Source organism: Streptomyces sp. NPDC021224 (genome assembly GCF_044332905.1).
Lineage (GTDB): Bacteria > Actinomycetota > Actinomycetes > Streptomycetales > Streptomycetaceae > Actinacidiphila.
The window spans coordinates 99,052-121,956 of the sequence record NZ_JBIRPW010000019.1 but is presented as its reverse complement, the minus strand read 5'-3'; the positions used below and the strand labels follow the sequence as shown (position 1 = coordinate 121,956).

The window sequence follows — 22,905 nt, the reverse complement described above, 5'->3', positions numbered from 1 at the left end:
GCCCGTGACACCCGCCCCTGTGCGCCAATCCGACGGGTCCTTCATTCCCCGTCCGCTGCCGCGTCATGCCAGCATACGGTGAGGAAACGCGCCATGGGCGGGGCTGTGACCGACTCCCGGTGTGCCGTCCCGCACCCGGTGGCGGGCCGGGCCCCTTGGGGGCGCCGGGCGGGGACCGTCAGGCGCGCTCGGCGAGGACGTGCAGCTGGGTCGCGACGGCGTGGAAGCCGGGGTCCTCGGCCGCGGCGAGCTCCAGCCGCAGCAGCGCCTCGACGGCGCCCGGCTCGGTGTCGACGAGCACGCCGGGGACGAGGTCGGCGAAGATCCGCACACCGTGCACGGAGGCGGTGCGCAGCCCGGCGTCGGTGACCAGCCGGGCCAGCTCCTGGGCGGTGAAGCGGCGGGGCAGGGAGTCGCCGTCGCCCCAGCGGCCGTCCGGGTCGCCGAGGGCGTGCTGGGCCTCGGCGAAGTGCCCGGCGAGCGCGCGCGCCAGGACGGCTCCGCCGCGGCCGGCGGCGAGCAGGCTGAGCGCACCGCCGGGGCGCACCGCGGCGGCGACGTGGCGGACGCCCTCGGCCGGGTCGTCGACGTATTCGAGCACTCCGTGGCACAGGACCATGTCGTAGCCGTCGGGGGTGACGACGTCGGGCAGGCCTTGGGCGTCGCCCTGGACGCCGCTGACCCGGTCGGTGACGCCCGCTTCCGCGGCGCGCCGCTCCAGCGCGAACAGCGCGTCGGGGCTCGGGTCGACGACGGTGACCCGGTGGCCGAGGCGGGCCACCGGCACCGCGAAGTTGCCCGTGCCGCCGCCGGTGTCCAGCACGTCCAGGACGGGGCTGTCCGCGGCCTTGGCGCGCCGGTCGAGCGCCTCGCGCAGCACCTCCCAGACCACGGCGGTGCGCAGGGCGGCTCGGGGGCGCATCGGGTCCACCCCTGCTTGACGGGACATGGCGGACGGCTCCTTGCGGCGCGGGCGACGGTGGCGTTGGCGGCCCAGGCGACGTTGGCGATCTAGGCCTGCGCCCCCCACTGTAGGCCCTGCCCGCCGCCTGTCGCGGGCCGCGCGCTGGTCACTCCGCCATGGGCGCCGCCGGTGCTCCGACGGGCGGGGCGGAGCCGTCCAGCGCGGGGCGCAGCAGCAGCATGCGCTCCACCAGGCGCAGGAACATCGTCACGGCACGGACCAGGTCGTCGGCCTCGCGCGGTCCGGCCGCGGTGGCTATGCCGGCCTCGGCGCGGGCCCTGCGGTCGGCGCCGGCGGCGAAGAGGGCGCTCCACTCGGACAGCTCGGGGGCGATCTCCGGGAGCACCTCCCACACGCTGCGGATCCGGCGGCGGCGCGGGCTGTCCTCGGGGCGGCCGCGGGCGGCGAGCACCGCGGCGGCGGTGCGCAGGGCGGCGAGGTGGGCGGTGGCGTACCGCTCGTGGGGGGCGTCGAGCCCGGTGGCCTCGGTGAGGCCGAGGTGGGCCTGGGTGAGGAGGTCGAGTGCTGCGGGTGATGCGGTGGCGCGACGCAGCACAGGGTGGACGTCGCTGACCGGAAGTGCCATGGCGAGCCTCACTTTCTCCGTACGTGTGTCCGTACGCCCCATAGTGGGGCCCACCACTGACAATGCGTGTTGACCTGCGGATTTCGCCGCCCGCGGGCCGATTTTTAGGGGTGTTTCCGGCAAGATCGCCCCACGCCGCCCCTGCGGCTGAGGGCAGAATCGGGCCATGACCACCGCACGACGCCAGGCCACCCGCCGCAAGCTCTACGCGGCGGCCGTCACGCTCATCGCCGAGCAGGGCTTCTCCGCCACGACGGTCGACGAGATCGCCGAGCGCGCGGGAGTGGCGAAGGGCACCGTCTACTACAACTTCGCGAGCAAGAACGACCTGTTCGAAGAGCTGCTGCGGGACGGCGTGGAGCGGCTGCGGGACGCGCTGCGGCAGGCGGCGTCGGCGGCGCGGGCACACGGCGGCAGCGGGGTGGACGCGCTGGACGCGATGATCCTCGCCGGGCTGACCTTCATCGTCCGCCACCCGTCCTTCACGCAGCTGTACGTGGCCGAGCTGTGGCGCACCAACAGGGCGTGGCAGGACACGCTGACGCTGGTGCGCACCGAGGCGGTGTCGGTCGTCGAGGAGGTGCTGGCCGCGGCGGTCGCCGATGGCGAGCTGAGCGACGAGATCGACGTGCCGCTCACGGCGTCCGCGCTCTTCGGCATGGTGCTGGTGGCGGCGCTGGACTGGCAGGCCTTCCAGCCCGAGCGCAGCGTCGAGGACGTGCACGCGGCGCTGTCGCGGCTGTTGCAGGGCCGGGTCGGCGGCGTGCTGGGCGGGCCGTCCCGCCGTTCGTGACGTCCGCCGGGCCCGCGGACGCGGGGCCCGCGTCCGCGCGGTGCACTGGCCCGGCCCGGTCCGATCCCCCCGGTGCGGACCGGGCCGGGGCAGCGCCCCCCATGACAACCCCCGTTGCCGGCGGGCTCCCGTTCCTACCGCCGCCCCGTGTCGGCGGTGTGTCCGGGGTGCCTGCCCGCGCACCACTCTTCCGGTTCGCGCGGTCCGCGCCATCCGTACGGATACTCATACGCGCGCCTAGGTAGCCGTACTCAGATCCGCCGCGGGCGCGCCGCGGACCGGGACTTTTCCGTCGTCGCGGGCCGGTTCCGGCCAACTCCGGGCGGGCGGGCGGCCGGTCTGGCTACAGTCCCGGTCATGTCCGCACTTCCGCTGATCTTCACCAGCGGCTGGGCGAGCGGGATCAACGCCTATGCCGTGGTCCTGCTGCTCGGCCTGATGGGTGCCACCGGGGCCACCGACGAGGTGCCGCTGTCGCTGCAGCGCACCGATGTACTGGTGGTCGCCGCCTTGCTGTTCCTGTGCGAGGCGGTGGCGGACAAGATTCCCTACCTGGACACGGTGTGGGACGTGGTGCACACCGTGATCCGGCCGGTCGCGGGCGCGGTGGTGGCCGCGCTCCTGGCGGGGCACGACGGTTCGCTGCCGCAGCTGGCGGCGGCCGCGGTGGGCGGGTCGACGGCGCTGCTGACGCATCTGGTCAAGACCGGCACCCGGATGGCGATCAACACCTCGCCGGAGCCGGTGAGCAACATCGTGCTGAGCCTGACCGAGGACCTGGGCGTCGCGGCCCTGGTGGTCTTCGCGCTCTTCCACCCGGTGGCGGCGGCGCTCCTGGCGGCCGCCCTGCTGGCCGCGGGCGTCGCCACGGTGGTCTTCCTCTTCTCCCGCATCCGGCGCTACTGGCGGCGCCGCAAGGAGCTGCGGGCGGCCCGCCGCAACGGGACCCCGGCTCCGGCCTGAGCGCACGCCCGCCGCTACAGTCCACGGCATGGCACGGATTGCGGTGATCGGCGCGGGTATGGCGTCGCTGGCGGCGGCGGCACGGCTGGCGGTCGGCGGCCACCGGGTGGTGGTGCTGGAGCGCACCGGCGGCTACGGCGGTGCGGTGGGGCGGCTGGCGCGCGAGGGGTTCGCCTTCGACACCGGGCCCGGCCTGCTGACCCTGCCCGCGGTCTACCGCGACCTGTTCGTCAAGACCGGCAAGGCCGCGCTGGAGGACGTCGTGGGCCTGGCCGAGGTGGATCCGGCGGCCCGTCATGTCTTCGCCGACGGCACGGAGGTGACGCTGCCGAACGCCTCGCGGTCGGGCACCGTCGCGGCGCTCGACGCCGTCTGCGGGCCGGGCAGCGGCGAGCGCTGGGCCGATCTGCTGGTCCGGGGGCGCGAGACGTGGGAGGTGATGCGGCGGCCGATGCTGGAGGAGGCGCTGCCGGCCGACCCGCAGGTCTTCGCGCGTGACCCGTATCCGGTGCTCAGGCGCGGTTTCGGGCCGGGCCGGGGCAGGCCGTCGCTGGCCCGGGTCGCCGCCGCCGAGCTGCGCGACCCGCGGCTGGTGGCGCTGCTGGAGAGCCATCTGCTGGCGCAGGGCGTCGATCCGCGCGAGGGCCCCGCCTCCGCGGCGGTGCTGCCCTACCTGGAGGCGACCTTCGGCGTCTGGTATGTCCGCGGGGGGCTGCGGGCACTGGCCGACGCGGTGTACGAGCGCTGCCGCGAGCGGCGGGTGGAATTCCGCTTCGACGCGTCCGTGGCCGATCTGCTCGTCGCGGACGGGCGGGCGGCCGGGGTGCGGCTGGCCGACGGGAGCGAGGTGCCGGCCGACATCGTGGTGGCCGGGGCGCCGCTGCCGGCACTGGCCGCCGCCGGTGGTGCGGCGGGCACACCGTGGCCCTTCACCGGGCCGCGCGGCGAGTCCGGGCGTTTCTCCGTCCACCTGGCGCTGCGCGGCTCGCGCCCGCAAGGGTGCGCGCACCGCACGGTGGTGCACGCGGCGGACCGCAAGGGCGCGCTGGACTGGCTCTTCGCCCGCCGCCCCGCGCCGCTGCCGGCTCCCGGCGCCCTGACCGTGACCGTGCTGCGGCCCGACGACCCGGCGACCCGGCCGGACGGCGGGCACGAGGCGGTGACGCTGACCGCGCCGGTGCCCGTGCACGGTGCGCCGGGCGCGCCGCGGGCGGTGGACTGGAACGCGCCGGGGGCCGCGGACGGCTTCGCGGAGCTGCTGGTGGGCGCCGCCGAGGCCGCCGTGCCGGGGCTGCGCGCGCGCGAGCTGTGGCGGGAGGTGCGCACCCCGGCGGACGTCGAGCGGGAGACCGGCGCCGCGGGCGGCGCGGTGCCGGGGCCGTCGCTGGCCGGGGCGGGCGGGATGCTGCTGCGGGCGGCGAACCGGGCTCCGCTGCCGGGGCTGTACGCGGTCGGCGGCTGGGCGCATCCGGGCGGCGGGCTGCCGCACGCGGGCATGTCGGCGGCGATCACCGCGGATCTGGTGGCGGGCGGGCCGGGCGGCAGCCGCTGACCGGCGGGGCCGCGGGTGCCGCGGACGCCTCGCGGCGCGGGCTGCCGACGGCGTTGCATCTGACCGCTCCGCAAGATCGTTAATCGGGTGCCCGCCCGAATTCAACTGATCGAGGGGTTGTGGCCGCAGGCCCTCCCGGCGCGACAGGCTGATCACTTAGCGTGATCACAGGCTCTGTGATCGCCGAGCGGAAGGCCCTTCCGACATGTCCCAGCCCTTCGAACTCCCGGATTTCTACGTCCCGTATCCGGCCCGCCTCAACCCCCACCTGGAACGGGCCCGCGCGCACACCAAGGAGTGGGCGCGCGGCATGGGCATGCTCGAAGGATCCGGCATCTGGGAGGAGTCGGATCTCGACGCGCACGACTACGCGCTCCTGTGCGCGTACACCCACCCGGACGCCTCAGGACCGGAACTGGACCTGGTGACCGACTGGTACGTGTGGGTGTTCTTCTTCGACGACCACTTCCTGGACGTCTTCAAGCGCACGCGTGACATGACGGGCGCGAAGGCCTACCTGGACCGGCTGCCGGACTTCATGCCGCTCGACCCCGGCGAGGCGGTCCCCGAGCCCGCCAACCAGGTGGAGGCGGGGCTCGCGGACCTGTGGGCGCGCACCGTCCCGGCGATGTCGGACGACTGGCGGCGGCGCTTCCGGCAGAGCACCCAGTTCCTGCTGGAGGAGTCGCTGTGGGAGCTGGACAACATCAGCGCGGGCCGGGTCTCCAACCCCATCGAGTACATCGAGATGCGCCGCAAGGTGGGCGGCGCGCCCTGGTCGGCGAATCTCGTGGAGCACGCGGCCGCCGCCGAGGTGCCCGCGGTGATCGCCGCCAGCCGCCCGCTGCGGGTGCTGCGCGACACCTTCGCCGACGGCGTCCACCTGCGCAACGACCTGTTCTCCTACCAGCGCGAGACCGAGCAGGAAGGCGAGCTGGCCAACGCGGTGCTGGTGCTGGAGCGCTTCCTCGGCATCGCCCCGCAGGAGGCCGCCGAGCTGGTCAACGAGCTGCTGACGTCCCGCCTCCAGCAGTTCGAGCACACCGCCCTCACCGAGGTCGGCCCGCTCGCCGACCAGTACGGCCTGGGCCCGGCCGAGCGGCGCGACGTGCTGGCGTACGTCAAGGGCCTCCAGGACTGGCAGTCCGGCGGCCACGAGTGGCACATGCGCTCCAGCCGCTACATGAACGGTGCCGGGGAGGGCGCCGCGGCCGCGGTCGACGGCGCGGCGGCGTCCGGGGGCCTCGGCGGACTCGGCGGACCGACCGGGCTGGGCACGACGGGGCTGGGCACGACGGCGGCGGGGGTGCTCGGCTCGCTCGCGGCGACGATGCCGCAGCGCCTGCGCTCCTTCGGGCACGTCCCCTTCCAGCGGGTGGCCCCGGTGCCGCCGCCGGACATCGCGATGCCCTTCGCGCTGCGGCTGAGCCCGCATCTGGACGCCGCCCGCGAGCACTGCGCCACCTGGTGCGAGCGGATGGGGCTGCTCGGCCCGGAGCCCGGCGTCCCGGTGCCGGGCGGGGTGTGGGACGCGGACAGGCTCGCCGACTTCGACCTGGCCCTGTGCGCCGCCGGGATCCACCCGGAGGCGACGGAGGAGGCGCTGGACCTGGCGACCCAGTGGCTGGCGTGGGGCACCTACGCCGACGACTACTACGCCCGTGTCTTCGGCCGCACCGGCGACCTGCTCGCCGCCCGGCTCACCACCGACCGGATGCGGCTGTTCATGCCGCTGGACGCCGGGCTGGTCCCGCCGCCGCTCACCGCGCTGGAGCGCGGCCTCGCCGACCTGTGGCGCCGTACGGCGGCCCCGATGGACCGCGCGGCCCGCTGTGAATTCCGCACCGCGGTCGAGGACATGACGGCGAGCTGGCTGTGGGAGCTGGGCAACCTGCGGCAGAACCGGATCCCCGACCCGGTCGACTACATCGAGATGCGCCGCGCGAGCTTCGGCTCCGGCCTGACGACGGCCCTGACCCGGATCGGCCACGGCGCCGGGCTCTCCCCCGAGATCCGGCGCTCGCGGCCCGTGCAGGCGGCGGAATCGGCGGCGGCGGACTTCGGGTGCCTGGTCAACGACGTGTTCTCGTACCGCAAGGAGATCCAGTTCGAGGGAGACATCCACAACGCGGTGCTGGTCGTGGAGAAGTTCCTGGACTGCGGGCCCGCGGAGGCCGTGCGGGTGGTGGGCGCCCTGCTGGCGGCCCGGCTGGCGGAGTTCCAGCACGTCACCGAGACCCAGCTGCCCGCCCTCTACGAGGAGTTCGCGCTCGGCCCGGAGGCGCGGGAGGCGCTCGACGGCCATGTGCGGCAGCTGCGGGACTGGATGGCCGGGGTGCTGCACTGGCACCGCGAGTGCCGCCGCTACGACGAGGAGTCGCTGCTGCGCCACTTCCCGGCTGCGGCCGCCGCGGCCGCCGCCCCTCCCCCGGCCCGGCCCTGGCGCGTCCCCGCCGGGATCGGCACCGCGGCGGCCCGCCTGCCCGCGCTGCTGGGCGGCGCGGACCGGTAGCGGACCAGCCCCGGCAGCGGTGTCAGTAGCGGTAGGGGTCGTACGGGTCCGAGTGCTGCGGCTGGTGGGGCGGGGCCGCCTGCTGCTCGCCGTACGGCTGCTGCTGGGGGATGTACGGCTGCTGCTCCGCCTGCGGGTACTGCTCCTGGTAGGGGTAGCCGTAGCCGTACGGGTCGGCGGGCGGCGGGGGCTTCGGTGTCCAGTCGCCGGTGGTGTGCGGGAAGTCCCCGTAACCGGCGGCGGGCTGCTGCGGGTAGCCCTGCCCGTAGTCGCCGTAGTCGTGGCCCTGTTGCTGCCCCGGGCCCTGGTCGTAGCCGTAGCCGCCGGGGCCGGGGGGCTGCTCGGGGTAGCCGTGCGCGGCGGCCGCGGCCTGGTCGCCGCCCCAGCCGTAGCCGTCCGGGGTCGCGCCCTGCCCGTCGCCGTAGCCGTACGAGGCCGCCGCCGGCTCGGGCTGCGGGGGCGGGGCCCAGCCGGCACCCTGGCCGGTGTCGTCTCCGTAGCCGTAGCCGCGCGTCGCGTACGGGTCGGCGGTGTAGCCGGGCTGGTTGCCGTAGAGCGGGTATTCGCCGCTGTCCTCGTGCAGCGGCATCGGCTGGTAGACGTCCTCCCGCGCGCTGCCCGGGTCGGCGATCTGCTCGGGGCCGCCCTCGACGGGCACCTGGCCGGTGTCCCCGAAGCCGTCCTCCTCGATTGGGCCGACCTGGAGCGTGGGCCCGCCGCGCGGCGCGGGACGGGCGCCGCGGAGCCGGTCGGCCAGCGGGCCGCCGCGCAGCGCCCAGCCCGCGGCGAAGCCCCGCTTGTGCGACAGGGTGACCTGCGCCTGCCCGATGCCGAACGTGATCGCCCCCGCCAGAATCAGCAGCGGCTGCCGCGCCGCGACCCCCACGACGACCCCGAGGAAGCCCACGAAGGCCAGCGCCCGCCAGCGCAGCCGCGCCTTGTACTGGAGCAGCACCTCGCCCAGCAGCCACAGCGCGACGATGCCGAACGCGATGTAGAGCACCGAGAAGCCCATGGGGCCCACTTCCTCACCTGGGAGCCGCCGCGGGCGTCGCTACGCCCGCTGGTGCAGTCCCAGATTCTCGTAGATCTCCAGCGATGCGGTGGAGTGGTTAAGAGTAATGAAGTGCAGCCCCGGGATGTCCTCGGCCATCAGCCGGCGGCACATCTCGGTGGCGAACTCGATGCCGATGGCCCGCACCGCCGCCGGATCGTCCCGTACGGCGAGGATGCGCTCGGCCAGGCCGGGAGGGAAGGGGGCGTTGCCGAGTTGTGCGAAACGCTCGATCTGCCGGACGTTCGTGACCGGCATGACCTCGGGGATGATCGGTGTGCTGCACCCCGCGGCGTCGACCCGGTCGCGCAGCCGCAGGTAGGCGTCCGCGTCGAAGAACATCTGGGTGATGGCGAAGTCCGCGCCCGCGCGGCACTTGTCGAGGAAGTGCCGGGTGTCCGCGGCCTGGTCGGTCGAGCGCGGGTGCATCTCGGTGAAGGCGGCGACGCCCACGCAGAAGTCGCCGGACTCCTTGATGAGCCGGACCAGCTCGGCCGCGTACGTCAGCCCCTGCGGGTGCGGGACCCACTCGCCCAACGGGTCGCCGGGCGGGTCGCCGCGCACGGCGAGGATGTTGCGGATCCCCGCGTCGGCGTACTGCCCGATGATGTTGCGCAGCTCGGCGACCGAGTGGTTCACCGCGGTCAGGTGGGCGCAGGGGGTGAGCGTGGTGTCGGAGACGATCCGGTCGGTGGCGCGGACGGTGCCTTCGCGCGAGGAGCCGCCGGCGCCGTAGGTGACCGACACGAAGGTCGGCTGCACCGCCTCGATGCGCCGGATCGCGTTCCACAGCGTCCGCTCGCCCTTCTCCGTCTTGGGCGCGGCGAACTCGAAGGAGTACGAACGGCTGCCGGACGCGAGCAGCTCACGGATGGTGATCGCTCGGTCCGTCCGCGTGGACGGGGTTCCCAGGGCCATGAGTGCAGGCTAACCGCGGTCGGCGACCGAGCGTCACCGGAACGGTGAATATGCCGGCATTCGTCCGTTTCCCGTCCACCCTGTGGACAGCCCGCACCGCACCGCCGTTGACCCGCGGTGACGCCGCCGCGCGCTCAGGCGTCCGCCGTCGCGCGCACGGCCCCCGCGAGCGAGCGCGCCGCCTCGTACGGGTCGGCGGCCTCGGTGATCGCCCGGACCACCACGATCCGCCGCGCGCCCGCCGCCAGCACCTCGCCGACGTTGCCCGCGTCGATGCCGCCGATCGCGAACCACGGCCGCTCGGTGCCGAGCCGCGCGGCGTACCGCACCAGGTCCAGGCCGGGCGCCGGGCGGCCCGGCTTGGTGGGCGTCGGCCACACCGGGCCGGTGCAGAAGTAGTCCGCGCCCTCCTGCACGGCGGCCGCGGCCGCTTCCGCCTCGGCGTGGCAGGAACGGCCGATCAGCACGTCCGGGCCGAGCAGTGCGCGCGCGGCGGGCACCGGCAGATCGCCCTGCCCCAGGTGCAGGACGTCCGCGCCCGCCGCGTGCGCCACGTCGGCCCGGTCGTTGACGGCGAGCAGCCGCCCGTGCCGCCGGCAGGCGTCCGCGAGGACCGCGAGCGCCGCCAGCTCCTCACGGGCCTCGATGCCCTTCTGCCGCAGCTGGATCACGTCCACCCCGCCCGCCAGGGCGGCGTCGGCGAACTCCGCGAGATCGCCGCGCCGCTGCCGGGCGTCGGTGCACAGGTACAGCCGGGCGTCCGCCAGCCGTTCGCGTGCCGTGCTGCTGGTCATACGGGCGGCTCCCCGGGGGGCGGGCGGCGGACGGGGCGCCGCAGGGCTACACGGCGAGCGCCTGGGCGCGGCGCTTCACCTCGGTCCCGCGATTCTCCCGCAGCGCCTGCGCGGGGGTGCCCGGCAGGGTCTCATCGGCGGTGAAGAGCCACTCCAGGGCCTCCTCGTCGGAGAAGCCGTCGTCCTTCAGGACGGTCAGCGTGCCGGACAGGCCCTTGATGATCTTGCCCTCGCCGATGAAGGCGGTGGGCACCATCAGCACCTTGTTCTCCCCACGGCGGACCGCGAGCAGCTGGCCCTCCTTGATGAGCGGGCGGATACGGGTGATGTCGAGCCCCAGCCGGTCGGCGACCTCGGGGAGGGTGAGCCAATCGGGGACGAGCGCGTCGATATGTGCGTCAACTGACGAGAAAACAGTCACGGGACAAGCCTGCCACCTGTCACCGACAAGCGCTGCGGGGCGGCGCCGCCGCATGGGCCGTTCCGCCTACCGCGCCGCCGCCGTCAGCGGGACCGCCGGGTCCGCCGCCAGCGACGGATCCACCGACGCCGAGCGGGCGATCAGCTTGCGGGCCTGCGCCAGGTCGCGCGGCCGCGCCACCGCGAGCACCGCCGCGAGCCGCTCGCCGCGCAGCCAGCACACCGACCACGCCTCCGTCGCCGGGTCGCCGCGCATCAGCAGCGTGTCCGTCTCCGCGTGGTGCCCGGCGTACTGCACGAAGCGCCCGAACTGCTCCGACCAGAAGTACGGCACCGGGTCGTACACCTCGTCGCCGCCCAGCACGTTCGCCGCGGCCGTCCGCGGGCCCTGGAGCGCGTTGTCCCAGTGGTGGACCAGCAGCCGCTCGCCGAACCGCGCCGACGGGAAGGACGCGCAGTCGCCCACCGCGAAGACGCCGGGCGCCGTCGTCCGCAGCCGGTCGTCGGCCACGACCGCGCCGTCCGCGCCGAGTTCGACCCCCGCACCGGCCAGCCAGCCCGTCTCCGGGCGTGCCCCGATCCCCACGACCACGGCCTCCGCCGCAATCCGGCTGCCGTCCGCGAGCACCACCGCGCCGGGCTCCAGCTGCGCCACCGGGGTACCCGTCCGCAGCTCCACACCCGCCTCCTCGTACCAGGCCCGCATGTGCGCGGTCACCACCGCGGGCAGCGCCCCCGCGAGCGGCCGGTCCGCCGCCTCCACCACCGTCACCGCGCAGCCCGCCTGCCGGGCCGCGGTCGCGAACTCCGCGCCGATCCAGCCGGCCCCTACGACCACCACGTCCTGCCCCGCGTCCAGCACCGGACGCAGCGCCGCCGCGTCGTCCAGCGTCCTGAGCAGATGCACGCCCGGCAGGCCCGTCGTCCCCGGCAACGCCACCGGATACGCCCCCGTGGCGACCACCAGCCGGTCGTACGGGACCGCGCCCGCGTCCGTCACGACCTCGCGCTCCCCCGCGCGCAGCGCCTGCGCCCGCACGCCCAGCCGCAGGTCCACCTTCAGGGCGGCGAAATCCACGTCGAACCTGACGTCCTGCCCCTCCGGGGCCCCCAGCAGCACCGCCTTCGACAGCGGCGGCCTGTCGTACGGCGCGTGCGGCTCGTCCCCGATCAACGTGATCTCGTCCGCCGAGCCCATCTCCCTGAGGGCCACCGCGGTCTGCACGCCGGCCATGCCGGCCCCGACAATGACGAATCTCCCGCTGCTCATTTCCTCACGGTAGCGCTAGCCGCGCTCCGGGGTGCCCGTTGCGGTGGGCGTCGCGATCTTCCCTGCGGGGGGGCTTGTCGCCCCGTTCTCCCCCAGGGCTTCGCCTGGGAGGTACCCCCACGCAGCCCCTAAAAACGAGAACTCTCACCCGCAGCCGCGCCCAAAAACACTCACCCCCACCGGCGGGCAGCCGCTGAACCGGCCCGGAGGGGGACGGTGCGGGGTGCCCACGCAGGAATGCGCTGGGAGGGGCTCACCGACCAGGTAAGAGGGCGAAGGCGCATTCCGAGGAGGTGCCCCGTGGCGGCACCCGACCCGCCCACCGGCGCGCCGCGAAAGGGGCGGCGTGGGGGTACCTCCCAGGCGAAGCCCTGGGGGAGAACGGCGCGAGCAACCACCCACCGAGGGAAGGTCGTGCGGGACACCGCAACGAGCACCCCCGGAGCGAGGGATAGGGTAAGAGCGAAGTGAACTCGCGGGAGCCCGGCGGACCGGGCTGAGAGGGCGGCTGGTCGCCGCCGACCGTAGGAACCTGATCCGGGTCATTCCGGCGAAGGGAGGAGCTGACGTCCATGCGGACGCCCCAACCGCACCCCGACGTACTGATCATCGGCGGCGGCATCATCGGCCTCGCCACGGCCTGGCGCGCGGCTCAGCACGGCCTGCGGACGGCCGTGGCCGACCCCGCACCCGGCGGCGGAGCCGCCCACGTCGCGGCGGGCATGCTCGCCGCCGTCACGGAGCTGCAGTACGGCGAGCAGGCCCTGCTCGACCTGAACCTCGCCTCCGCCGCCCGCTACGCGGACTTCACCGCGGAGTTGAGCGAGGCGACGGGCCTGGACACCGGCTACCGCCCGTGCGGCACCCTCGCGGTGGCGCTGGACGCCGACGACCGCGCGCAGTTGCGCGACCTGCACGCGTTCCAGACGGAACTGGGCCTGGACTCGCGCTGGCTGACCGGCCGCGAGTGCCGCCGTCTGGAGCCGATGCTCGCCCCGTGCGTGCGCGGCGGGCTGCGGGTGGACGGCGACCACCAGGTCGACCCGCGGCGGCTGGCCGCGGCGCTGCTGCGGGCGGCGGAGCTGGCGGGCGTGGAGTTCCTGCGGACGCGCGCCGTCCGGGTGGTCTCGGCGGCGGGCCGGGTGACCGGCGCGTCGCTCGCGAACGGCACGACGGTGAGCGCCGCCCAGACCGTGCTGGCCGCGGGCAGCGAGAGCGGCCGGATCGACGGGATACCGCCCGAGCTGCTGCCGCCGGTGCGTCCGGTGAAGGGCCAGATCCTGCGGCTGCGGATCCCGGCCTCGCACGCGCCGTTCCTGTCGCGTACGGTCCGCGCGGTGGTCCGCGGCAGCCATGTGTACCTGGTGCCGCGCGACAACGGCGAGCTGGTGCTGGGGGCGACGAGCGAGGAGTTCGGCTGGGACACCACGGTGACGGCCGGCGGGGTCTACGAGCTTCTGCGGGACGCGCACGAGCTGGTGCCGGGCATCACCGAACTGCCGCTCACCGAGACGCTCGCGGGCCTGCGCCCCGGTTCGCCGGACAACGCCCCGCTGCTGGGCCGTACCGCCCTGGACGGGCTGCTGTTCGCGACCGGCCACCACCGCAACGGGGTGCTGCTCACCCCGGTCACGGGCGACGCGATGGCCGCGGTGCTGACCTCGGCGGACGGCGAACTCCCGGCGTACGCGGCGGCGTTCGGGGCGCAGCGGTTCGCCGCCCGGGAGCCGCGGACGCACCGCCGGACGTATCAGGAGCTGACCGTATGAACGCCACGCGTACGCCGGACGGCGCGCGGATCACCGTGCACGTCAACGGCCGGGCCCGCGAGCTGGCCGCGCCCGTCGCCCTCGACGCGCTGGTCGCGGAGCTGACGTCCGCGCCCTCGGGGGTGGCCGCCGCGCTCAACGAGACGGTCGTCCCGCGGACCCGCTGGTCCGCGACGCCGCTGTCGGACGGCGACCGCGTCGAGGTGCTGACCGCGGTCCAGGGAGGCTGACCCATGACGACGACGGCATCCACGACGGCGGCCGACCCCCTGGTCGTCGGCGGGGTCGCGTTCGGCTCCCGGCTGATCATGGGTACGGGCGGCGCGCCCAGCCCGGAGGTGCTGGAGCACGCGCTCGTCGCGTCCGGCACCGAGCTGACCACGGTGGCGATGCGCCGCCTGGACCCCACGACGCAGGGCTCCGTGCTGTCGGTGCTCTCCCGGCTCGGCATCCGCGTGCTGCCCAACACCGCGGGCTGTTTCACGGCGGGCGAGGCGGTGCTGACCGCGCGGCTGGCGCGGGAGGCGCTGGGCACGGACTGGATCAAGCTCGAAGTCATCGCGGACGAGCGGACGTTGCTGCCCGACCCGGTGGAACTGCTGGACGCCGCGGAGGTACTGGTCGACGACGGTTTCACGGTGCTGCCGTACACCAACGACGACCCGGTGCTGGCGCGGAAGCTGGAGGACGTCGGCTGCGCGGCGGTCATGCCGCTGGGCTCCCCCATCGGTTCGGGCCTGGGCATCCGCAACCCGCACAACTTCCGGCTGATCACCGAGCGCGCGGGCGTCCCCGTCATCCTGGACGCGGGCGCGGGCACCGCCTCCGACGTCGCCCTCGCGATGGAACTCGGCTGCGCCGCCGTGATGCTGGCCTCCGCCGTGACCCGGGCCCAGCACCCCGCGGTGATGGCCGAGGCGATGCGCCACGCGGTGACCGCCGGCCGCCTCGCCCACCGCGCCGGCCGCATCCCCCGCCGCCACCACGCCCTCGCCTCCTCCCCGACGGAGGGCATCCCCGACCTCGACCCGGAAAGGCCCGCGTTCTGAGCGGGCGCCCGCCCCGTTCCGATGGTTACGGTTTGGCCGCGTTCGCCACGGCATCGCCACAGTGACGCGGCGAACGGGGACCGGCGTCGTACCCGGCTCGTAGAATCGGACGTCGTGGACACCACCGTGCAGGATCCGCTGGTCGGGCAGACGCTGGACGGGCGTTACCGGGTCGAGGCCCGGATCGCCGTCGGCGGGATGGCCACGGTCTACCGCGCCCTGGACACCCGGCTCGACCGGGTGCTCGCGCTCAAGGTCATGCACCCGGGGCTGGCCGCGGACGGCGGCTTCGTGGAGCGCTTCATCCGCGAGGCGAAGGCCGTGGCGCGGCTGTCGCACCCGAATGTCGTGGGGGTCTTCGACCAGGGCACGGACGGCACGTACGTGTATCTGGCCATGGAGTACGTCGCGGGCTGCACGCTGCGGGACGTGCTGCGCGAGCGCGGCGCGCTCACCCCGCGGGCGGCGCTGGACGTGCTGGAGCCGGTGCTCGCGGCGCTGGGGGCGGCGCACCGCGCCGGGCTCGTGCACCGTGACGCCAAGCCGGAGAATGTGCTGATCGGCGACGCGGGGCGGGTCAAGGTCGCCGATTTTGGACTGGTCAGGGGGGTGGACACGCAGACGAGCAGTTCGGGCGCGCTGCTCGGCACGGTGTCGTACCTGGCGCCCGAGCAGATCGGCCACGGCCAGGTGGACGAGCGGACGGACGTGTACGCGTGCGGCGTGATGCTGTACGAGATGCTGACCGGCGCGAAGCCGTACGAGGGCGAGTCGGCGATGGAGGTCATCGTCCAGCGGCTGAACGAGGACGTGCCGCCGCCCTCCGCCGCCGTGCCCGGTCTCGCGCCGCGGCTGGACGCGCTGGTGGCGAGGGCCACGAGCCGTGACCCGGAGGGCCGCCCGGCGGACGCCGTCGCGCTGCTCGCGGAGGTGCGGGCGGTGCGCGCGGAGCTGACGGGCGAGGAACTGGACTTCCGCGCGGCGCCCGTGGAGACCGCCGCGGGGCCCGCGGTGGCGGGTTCGGAGGATCCGACGAGCGTCGTGCATCCGCTGGCCGCCCTCGCGATGCCCGCCCCGCCCGCGGCGTCCGGCCGGGAGGACGACGAGCTGCACCGGACGACCCGGCTGCTGCCGCGGCGGCCCGCGGACGGGGAGTCGTACAGCATCGACGACACGCCCACGGCCCCGCCGCCGATTCCCGGCGGACCCGGCAGGCGCGGGCGGGCGGTGCGCGGCCCGGCATGGCACGGCCGGCGCGGGCTGCTGACGGTCCTGGCGGCGCTGCTGGTGGTGCTGGGGGTCGCGGGCGGGGTCTGGTACATCAACGACGGGCAGTTCACGCACGTCCCCGGAGTGCTGGCACTGCCGCAGGCCGAGGCGCAGCACAAGCTCAGCTCCGCGGGCCTGGACACCGAGGTGCGCAAGGACTATTCGCTCACGGTGCCGCGCGGCAGCGTGATCTCCACCGATCCGGAGCCCGGCAAGCGCATCCGCAGCAACGGCACGGTGACGCTGACCGTCTCGGAGGGCCCGCGCCAGGTGAAGGTGCCGGACGTGTCCGGGCGGACGCTCGCCGACGCGCAGCGGCAGCTCAAGGACGCGGGGCTGGTGCCGGGCACGGTGACGAAGTCGTTCAACGACTCGGTGCCGCAGGGCTCGGTCATCGTGACCGACCCGCCCGCGGGCCGGGAGATGGCGCCGGGCACACCGGTGGCCTTCACGATCTCCCGCGGCTCCCCCGTGGAGGTGCCGGACGTGATCGGGAAGTCGGTCACCGAGGCGCAGCAGACGCTGCAGGACGCGGGCTTCCAGGTGGTGCTGGCGCCGGACAAGGCCTTCTCGGACGAGGCGGACAAGGACACCGTCGCCCTGGAGACCCCGGACCGCGGCACGCAGGCGGGCAAGGGGGACACGGTGACGATCACGGTGTCCAAGGGCCAGCAGCTCTTCCCGGTGCCGGACGTCAAGGGCCAGAGCCAGGGCGACGCGGAGAAGACCCTCAAGGCGGCGGGCTTCGAGGTCCGGGTGATCAACCTGTTCTTCGGCGACACCGTCTTCAGCGAGTCGCCGGACGGCGGCAGCCAGGCCCCCAAGGGCGCCACCGTGACCCTATGGGTGCGGTGAAAGGAAGCTAGAGCTCGGGCCCGTCGCCCGGTTCCTCCTGGTAGGAGTAGCGCTGCTCCTGCCAGGGGTCGCCGAGGTTGTGGTAGCCGCGTTCCTCCCAGAAGCCGCGGCGGTCGGCCGTCATGTACTCGATGCCGCGGACCCATTTGGGGCCCTTCCAGGCGTAGAGCCGGGGGACGACGAGCCGGACGGGGAATCCGTGTTCCGCGGTGAGGGGTTCGCCGCCCTTGTGGGTGGCGAATATCGACTGGTCGTCGAGGAAGTCCTCGATGCGCAGGTTGGAGCTGAATCCGTATTCGGCCCACACCATCACATGCGTGACGTCGTCGGCGGGCGGGGCGAGCTTCACGACGGTGGAGGTCGCCACACCGCCCCATTCGATACCGAGCATCGAGAATTTCGTGACGCAGTGGAAGTCGGCGACGACGGTGTCATAGGGAAGCGCGGAGAACTCCGGGTGTTTCCAGGAGGTCGTGCCGCCGTCCGCGGTGGCGCCGAAGACCCGGAACTCCCAGCGGTCGGGTTTGAAGCGCGGAACGGGTCCGTAGTGGGTGACCGGCCAGCCCCGCTGGTTGCGCTGGCCGGGCGGCAGCTCCCCCGCGTGACGCTCGTACCGACCCATGCCTCCATGGTGACAGACCCGGCCCGGTGCTCGTGACCAGGCACCGGACGCCGTATCGCGGGAACAAAACGGCCACAGTACGTAAGTGTGCACTTACTGGATCAGATGACCACGCAATGCAAAGATGCGCGCAACCCATCTGCCCGAACGGGAAGGACGGCGCTGCCATGCAGGGCGACCCCGAGGTCATCGAGTTCCTCAATGAACAGCTGACCGCCGAGCTGACCGCGATCAACCAGTACTTCCTGCACGCGAAGATGCAGGAGAACTTCGGCTGGCTGAAGCTCGCGAAGCACACCAGGGCGGAGTCCTTCGACGAGATGCGGCACGCCGAGATCCTCACCGACCGGATCATTTTCCTGGAGGGCCTGCCGAACTACCAGCGGCTCTTCCACGTCCGGGTCGGGCAGACGGTCACCGAGATGTTCGAGGCCGACAAGCAGGTGGAGGTCGAGGCCATCGACCGGCTGCGGCGCGGTGTCGACCTGATGCACGCGAAGGGCGATTTCACGTCCAAGAACATCTTCGAGTCGATCCTCTCGGACGAGGAGGACCACATCGACTACCTGGACACCCAGCTGGAGCTGATCGAGAAGCTGGGCGAGCCGCTCTACCTCGCGCAGGTGATCAAGCAGCCGGACGCCTGAGCGGGGCCGGGGCCGCCGGGACCGGCGGGGCGTCGGGCAGCGCCGCCAAAAGGACCTCGGGCACGTCCGCGACCGCCGGGGCGGCCTCCCGCGGCTCCAGCCGGCCGCGGGTCACGCAGCCGTCGCCGCGACCCAGCAGGGCCTGGATGCGCTTGACGCAGGACCCGCAGTCGGTGCCGGCCTTGCACGCGGAGGCTATCTGCCGCGGGGTGCAGCGGCCGTCGGCGGCGTGCTGCTTGACCTGGCTCTCGGTGATGCCGAAGCAGGAGCAGACGTACACGCGGTTCACCGCCGATCAGGGCCTTAAGGAGCTGAGGTAACCCTTACCTTACCTGGCGCCTCCGGGGCGGAAAAGCGACAAGGGACGCGGATCGCTGTGATCCGCGTCCCTCGCCGCTCGCCGTCCTACGGCCCGGGGGTCACTGCCCGCGGTACATCTCGGCCACGAGGAACGCCAGGTCGAGCGACTGGCTGCGGTTGAGCCGCGGGTCGCACGCCGTCTCGTAGCGCTGGTGCAGGTCGTCGACGAAGATCTCGTCGCCGCCGCCGACGCACTCGGTCACGTCGTCGCCGGTCAGCTCGACGTGGATGCCGCCGGGGTGGGTGCCGAGGCCGTGGTGGACCTCGAAGAAGCCCTTGACCTCGTCGAGCACGTCGTCGAAGCGCCGCGTCTTGTGGCCGGAGGCGGCCTCGAAGGTGTTGCCGTGCATCGGGTCGCAGATCCAGGCGACCTGCGCGCCGGTCGCGGAGACCTTCTCCACCAGCTCGGGCAGCTTGTCGCGCACCTTGTCCGCGCCCATCCGCACGATGAAGGTCAGCCGGCCCGGCTCGCGCTCGGGGTCGAGCCGCTCGATGTACGTGAGCGCCTCGGCCGGGGTGGTGCCGGGGCCGAGCTTGACGCCGAGCGGGTTGCTGATCTTCGACGCGAACTCGATGTGCGCGCCGTCCAGCTGCCGGGTGCGCTCGCCGATCCAGACCATGTGGCCCGAGACGTCGTAGAGCTTGCCGGTGCGCGAGTCGGTGCGGGTCAGCGCCGTCTCGTAGTCCAGCAGCAGCGCCTCGTGCGAGGAGAAGAACTCGACGGTGCGGAATTCGGCCGGGTCGATGCCGCAGGCGGCCATGAAGCTGAGCGCGTTGTCGATCTCGCGGGCGAGCGCCTCGTAGCGCTGGCCGGACGGCGAGGACTTCACGAAGTCCTGGTTCCAGGCGTGCACCTGGCGCAGGTCGGCGTAGCCGCCGGTGGTGAAGGCGCGCACCAGGTTCAGCGTGGACGCCGAGGCGTGGTACATCCGCTTGAGCCGCTCCGGGTCCGGGGTGCGGGACTCGGGGGTGAACTCGAAGCCGTTGACGGAGTCGCCGCGGTAGACGGGCAGCGTCACGCCGTCGCGGGTCTCGGTCGGCTTGGAGCGCGGCTTGCTGTACTGCCCGGCGATCCGGCCGACCTTGACGACCGGCACCGACGCGGCGTACGTGAGCACGGCCCCCATCTGGAGCAGCGTCTTGAGCTTGTTGCGGATCTGGTCGGCGCCGACCCCGTCGAACGCCTCGGCGCAGTCGCCGCCCTGGAGGAGGAACGCCTCGCCCCGGGCGACAGCGCCGAGCCGGGAGCGCAGCTGGTCGCACTCCCCGGCGAAGACGAGCGGCGGATACGAGGCGAGCTCGGCGATCACATCGCGCAGAGCCTCGGGGTCGGGCCACTCGGGCTGCTGCGCCGCGGGAAGATCATGCCAGGTGTTGGCCCCGGCGTGGATGTCTGCGTTCACGGTCACGGGGACCACAGTACGGGGTCGGGTCCGCTGGTTTTCCGTCCGCTCAGTGGGTGAGACATGCCGTCCGGGGCGGACCGCGGAAACCGAACGGGGGGCTGATAGCGTCATGCCGTTTCAGAGCCGCCGCCGCCCGGCGCGGGCTCCTCGGGAGGGCGCGCCCCCTTGCGCGCGGGAAAGCCGAGAGGGCAGCAGGTTGACCAGCAGACACCGCAGACGCACGTCGTGGATCTCCTACGGAGCGGGCGCGGCCGCGCTCGCCACGGCGGTCACGTACGGCACGATCGCACTCGCGAGCCCGTCGTCCGGCCACGCCGACGACGCCAAGGCCGGCCGCGGACCGGCCGCACTGCAGGCGGACTTCGCCGCGGCCGCGGACGAGTTCCATGTACCGCAGAGCGTCCTGATGGCCGTCTCCTACCGCATGACGCTGTGGGAGTCGCACCAGGGCCGGCCGAGCACCACCGGCAACTACAACGTGATGGGCCTCACCCAGGTCACGGCCTCCGACGTGGAACAGCCGTCGGACGCCGACCGGCTCGCGCACCTGGACCAGAGCGGGGACCCGGCGGTCTCCAAGCACTTCAGCGCCTCCCGGGCGCTGCGCGGGGACCGGGCCGCGGTCGACACATCGGCCGCGACGCTGCACACCCTGGACACCGCCGCGCAGCTCATCGGCGTCCCGGCCGCCGAGGTGCGCTCCGACCCGCGGCAGAGCATCCGGGCCGGCGCCGCGCTGCTGGCGCGGTACGAGAAGGCCGCCACCGGCTCGCTGCCGGCCGACCCGGGCCGCTGGTGGGCGGGGGTCGCGCGCTACAGCCAGTCGCCGGACAAGGACGGCGCCACGCAGTTCGTGCGGCGCGTCTTCGACACGGTCCGCTCCGGCGCCGGCCGGGTCACCACGGACGGCCAGACGGTGACGCTGGCGGCCGCCCCGGGCGTGCAGCCGGTGGAGCCCGCGGTGGTGCCGCTGGCCGCGGCCCCGGCGGACACCACGCCCGCGGACACCACCCCGGCGGCGACCCCCGCCCCGGAGTGCCCGTCCGGGCTGGCCTGCAACTTCGTCCCCGCCGCCTACGCCAAGGCGGGCACGGCGGCGGACGACTTCGGCAACTACAACGTGTCCAGCCGCCCGTCCAACGGCGAGGACATCCGCTATGTCGTCATCCACGACATGGAGGGCACCTTCCAGGGCAGCATCGACGAGTTCAAGAACCCCTCCGCCTACGCCAGCGCCCACTACATGGTCGCGGACGACGGCCGGGTCACGCAGATGGTGCAGCTCAAGGACGAGGCGTGGCACGCGGCGAACAAGACCGTGAACATGCACTCGGTCGCCGTGGAGCACGAGGGCTACGCGATCAAGAACGGTGACTGGTACACCGAGCAGGAGTACGACTCCTCGGCCACCCTGGTGAAATACGTGGCCCAGAAATACGGCATCCCGCTGGACCGCGAGCACATCATCGGCCACGACGAGGTGCCCGGCGTGCTCGACGCGAACGTCAAGACCCAGCACTGGGACCCGGGCCCGTTCTGGGACTGGAACCACTACATGGCGCTGCTGGGCGCCCCGGACGGGGCGGGCGGCGCCGGCGGCCTGCTGCAGGTGGGCCAGCTGGTCCGCGTGGTCCCGCCGTACACGACCGACAACCAGCCGAAGCTCACCAACGGCGGCGCCGCGGTGCCCGCGCACCCGGCGAACTTCGTCTACCTCTACAAGACGCCCAGCACGAGCGGCGCGCTGCCCGCCGACCCGTACCTGGGCAGCGTGACGTGGAGCGAGGGCTCGAACTGGGCGGACAAGGTCCCGGCGGGCGGCGCGTACGTCGTCGCGGCCGTGCAGAGCGACTGGACGGCGATCTGGTACCAGAACCAGAAGCTGTGGTTCCACAACCCCGGCGGGCAGTACACCGCCGTGCTGCCGCCGACGCCGGTCGTCACGCCGAAGTCCGGCACCATCCCGGTCTACGGCCGGTCCTACCCGGAGGACGCCGCCTACTCGGGCACGGGCGTGCCGGTGCAGCCGAGCAACTCGGCCTCGCTGACGAAGTACACGATCGCCGCGGGCCAGGCGTACGCGCAGGCGGGCCCGGAGAAGGCGGGCGACTACTGGTACGCGGGGACGTACGCGGGCACCGCGACCGGTGACCGCACGCTGGTGACGGGGACGAACCTCTTCTACCCGATCCGCTACAACCACCGCATCGCGTGGGTGCGCGCCTCCGACGTCACCCTGGCCACGAGCGTCGGCCCGGTGTCCACCGCCGGGCGGCACGACGTCGTGGCCCGCGACGCCGCCGGTCTGCTGTGGCAGTACCAGGGCAGCGGCAGCCCCACGTCGCCGTTCCTGACCCGCTACAAGGTCGGCAGCGGCTGGGGCGCGTACAACACGCTCGCCGTCATGTCGGACCTGGGCGCGGACGGCACGGGCGACATGATCGCCCGCGACACCACCGGCACGCTCTGGTACTACCGGGGCAGCGGCAAGCCCTCGGCGCCCTTCCAGGCCAGGGCGAAGGTCGGCACCGGCTGGGGCACGTACAACGCCCTCGTCGGCGCGGGCGACGTGACCGGCGACGGCAGGACCGACCTGGTCACGCGCGACTCGGCCGGCAAGCTGTGGCTCTACCAGGGCACCGGCAGCGCCACGGCGCCGTTCGGCGCCCGCACGGTGATAGGGGCCTCCGGCTGGAACGCGTACACCACGCTGGCGGCCAACGGCGACCTCACCGGCGACGGCAGGGCCGACCTGATCGCCCGCGACAGCAGCGGCACGCTGTGGCTCTACCAGGGCACCGGCAACGCCGCGGCCCCGTACGCCGCCCGCACCAAGGTGGGCGCCGGCTGGCAGATCTACAACACGCTCGTGGGCACCGGCGACCTCAACGGCGACGGCAGGGCCGACCTGATCGCCCGCGACACCTCCGGCACGCTGTGGCTGTACAAGGGCACCGGCAACGCCGCGGCCCCGTACGCCGCGCGCACGAAGATCGGTGCCGGCTGGCAGATCTACAACACGCTTGTCTGACAGGATCTGACGGGATCTGACGGAAGGGGCCCCGGTGCGCTAGGGTCGGGGCCCATGAACGCGTTTCAGAC

20 protein-coding genes and 1 riboswitch are annotated in these 22,905 nt (G+C 73.7%); of the genes, 10 read left to right on the top strand and 10 right to left on the bottom strand.

Going from position 1 to position 22,905, the window contains the following annotated elements; genetic code table 11:
- Positions 1–178 precede the first annotated feature (178 nt).
- Together ACH4PY_RS32350 and ACH4PY_RS32345 are read right to left on the bottom strand one after the other, a co-directional pair.
- Complete coding sequence (locus tag ACH4PY_RS32350; protein WP_398191216.1) at positions 179–949, bottom strand: methyltransferase; 771 nt, start codon at positions 947–949, stop codon at positions 179–181.
- Positions 950–1,070: 121 nt separating this feature from the next.
- A complete protein-coding gene (locus tag ACH4PY_RS32345) occupies positions 1,071–1,550 on the bottom strand; it encodes an SAV_6107 family HEPN domain-containing protein (RefSeq protein ID WP_398191213.1) in 480 nt (159 codons plus the stop codon).
- Between the two features lie 166 nt (positions 1,551–1,716).
- Here ACH4PY_RS32345 and ACH4PY_RS32340 point away from each other — a divergent pair, with 166 nt between their 5' ends.
- The 4 genes from ACH4PY_RS32340 (at position 1,717) to ACH4PY_RS32325 (ending at position 7,370) form a co-directional block, all read left to right on the top strand.
- Entirely contained in the window at positions 1,717–2,343 is a 627-nt protein-coding gene (locus ACH4PY_RS32340; RefSeq protein WP_398191210.1) for a TetR/AcrR family transcriptional regulator, read from the top strand.
- Positions 2,344–2,700: 357 nt separating this feature from the next.
- Positions 2,701–3,306: a DUF4126 domain-containing protein gene (locus tag ACH4PY_RS32335; RefSeq protein ID WP_398191207.1), complete on the top strand. Its 606-nt coding sequence runs from the start codon at positions 2,701–2,703 to the stop codon at positions 3,304–3,306.
- 28 nt (positions 3,307–3,334) lie between these two features.
- Positions 3,335–4,858 (top strand): phytoene desaturase family protein, encoded by a 1,524-nt coding sequence (locus tag ACH4PY_RS32330; protein ID WP_398191204.1) that lies wholly within the window; start codon positions 3,335–3,337, stop codon positions 4,856–4,858.
- Positions 4,859–5,063: 205 nt separating this feature from the next.
- Positions 5,064–7,370 carry a germacradienol/geosmin synthase gene (locus ACH4PY_RS32325; protein ID WP_398191201.1) on the top strand — a complete coding sequence of 769 codons (2,307 nt, stop codon included), beginning with the start codon at positions 5,064–5,066 and terminating at the stop codon, positions 7,368–7,370.
- A gap of 22 nt (positions 7,371–7,392) precedes the next feature.
- On the opposite strand, the gene ACH4PY_RS32320 is transcribed toward ACH4PY_RS32325, so the two are convergent.
- From ACH4PY_RS32320 to ACH4PY_RS32300, 5 genes are all read right to left on the bottom strand, one after another.
- Positions 7,393–8,385: a hypothetical protein gene (locus tag ACH4PY_RS32320; protein WP_398191198.1), complete on the bottom strand. Its 993-nt coding sequence runs from the start codon at positions 8,383–8,385 to the stop codon at positions 7,393–7,395.
- A gap of 39 nt (positions 8,386–8,424) precedes the next feature.
- Complete coding sequence (metF, locus tag ACH4PY_RS32315) at positions 8,425–9,342, bottom strand: methylenetetrahydrofolate reductase [NAD(P)H] (RefSeq protein ID WP_398191195.1); 918 nt, start codon at positions 9,340–9,342, stop codon at positions 8,425–8,427.
- A gap of 134 nt (positions 9,343–9,476) precedes the next feature.
- On the bottom strand, positions 9,477–10,136 hold the full coding sequence (thiE, locus tag ACH4PY_RS32310; RefSeq protein ID WP_398191192.1) for a thiamine phosphate synthase: 660 nt from the start codon (positions 10,134–10,136) through the stop codon (positions 9,477–9,479).
- Positions 10,137–10,182: 46 nt separating this feature from the next.
- Positions 10,183–10,557 carry an Rv2175c family DNA-binding protein gene (locus ACH4PY_RS32305; protein WP_398191189.1) on the bottom strand — a complete coding sequence of 125 codons (375 nt, stop codon included), beginning with the start codon at positions 10,555–10,557 and terminating at the stop codon, positions 10,183–10,185.
- A 66-nt stretch (positions 10,558–10,623) separates the two neighbouring features.
- Positions 10,624–11,826, bottom strand: a complete 1,203-nt coding sequence (locus ACH4PY_RS32300; protein ID WP_398191187.1) for an NAD(P)/FAD-dependent oxidoreductase — start codon at positions 11,824–11,826, stop codon at positions 10,624–10,626.
- A 465-nt stretch (positions 11,827–12,291) separates the two neighbouring features.
- Positions 12,292–12,403: riboswitch (TPP riboswitch) on the top strand.
- Here ACH4PY_RS32300 and thiO point away from each other — a divergent pair.
- The 4 genes from thiO to pknB all read left to right on the top strand — a co-directional run bounded on the left by thiO (position 12,399) and on the right by pknB (position 16,768).
- Positions 12,399–13,595 (top strand): glycine oxidase ThiO, encoded by a 1,197-nt coding sequence (gene thiO, locus ACH4PY_RS32295; RefSeq protein ID WP_398191185.1) that lies wholly within the window; start codon positions 12,399–12,401, stop codon positions 13,593–13,595. Its footprint overlaps the riboswitch before it by 5 nt.
- Positions 13,592–13,825 (top strand): sulfur carrier protein ThiS, encoded by a 234-nt coding sequence (thiS, locus tag ACH4PY_RS32290; protein WP_398191182.1) that lies wholly within the window; start codon positions 13,592–13,594, stop codon positions 13,823–13,825. The genes thiO and thiS overlap by 4 nt, the downstream gene beginning before the upstream one ends.
- Before the next feature lie 3 nt (positions 13,826–13,828).
- Complete coding sequence (locus ACH4PY_RS32285) at positions 13,829–14,644, top strand: thiazole synthase (protein WP_398191179.1); 816 nt, start codon at positions 13,829–13,831, stop codon at positions 14,642–14,644.
- Between the two features lie 114 nt (positions 14,645–14,758).
- A complete protein-coding gene (gene pknB / locus ACH4PY_RS32280; protein WP_398191177.1) occupies positions 14,759–16,768 on the top strand; it encodes a Stk1 family PASTA domain-containing Ser/Thr kinase in 2,010 nt (669 codons plus the stop codon).
- A 7-nt stretch (positions 16,769–16,775) separates the two neighbouring features.
- Here pknB and ACH4PY_RS32275 read toward each other — a convergent pair whose 3' ends face one another.
- Positions 16,776–17,390, bottom strand: a complete 615-nt coding sequence (locus ACH4PY_RS32275) for a sulfite oxidase-like oxidoreductase (protein ID WP_398191175.1) — start codon at positions 17,388–17,390, stop codon at positions 16,776–16,778.
- Positions 17,391–17,557: 167 nt separating this feature from the next.
- Here ACH4PY_RS32275 and bfr point away from each other — a divergent pair, with 167 nt between their 5' ends.
- Positions 17,558–18,037 (top strand): bacterioferritin, encoded by a 480-nt coding sequence (bfr, locus tag ACH4PY_RS32270; RefSeq protein ID WP_398191172.1) that lies wholly within the window; start codon positions 17,558–17,560, stop codon positions 18,035–18,037.
- Here the strand turns inward: bfr and ACH4PY_RS32265 are convergent.
- Complete coding sequence (locus ACH4PY_RS32265; protein WP_398191303.1) at positions 18,018–18,317, bottom strand: bacterioferritin-associated ferredoxin; 300 nt, start codon at positions 18,315–18,317, stop codon at positions 18,018–18,020. The two genes, bfr and ACH4PY_RS32265, sit on opposite strands and share 20 nt — an antisense overlap.
- Before the next feature lie 139 nt (positions 18,318–18,456).
- Positions 18,457–19,806 (bottom strand): class II 3-deoxy-7-phosphoheptulonate synthase, encoded by a 1,350-nt coding sequence (locus ACH4PY_RS32260; protein WP_398191170.1) that lies wholly within the window; start codon positions 19,804–19,806, stop codon positions 18,457–18,459.
- A 193-nt stretch (positions 19,807–19,999) separates the two neighbouring features.
- On the opposite strand from ACH4PY_RS32260, the gene ACH4PY_RS32255 reads away from it, so the two are divergent.
- Complete coding sequence (locus tag ACH4PY_RS32255; RefSeq protein ID WP_398191167.1) at positions 20,000–22,834, top strand: N-acetylmuramoyl-L-alanine amidase; 2,835 nt, start codon at positions 20,000–20,002, stop codon at positions 22,832–22,834.
- Positions 22,835–22,905 lie beyond the last annotated feature (71 nt).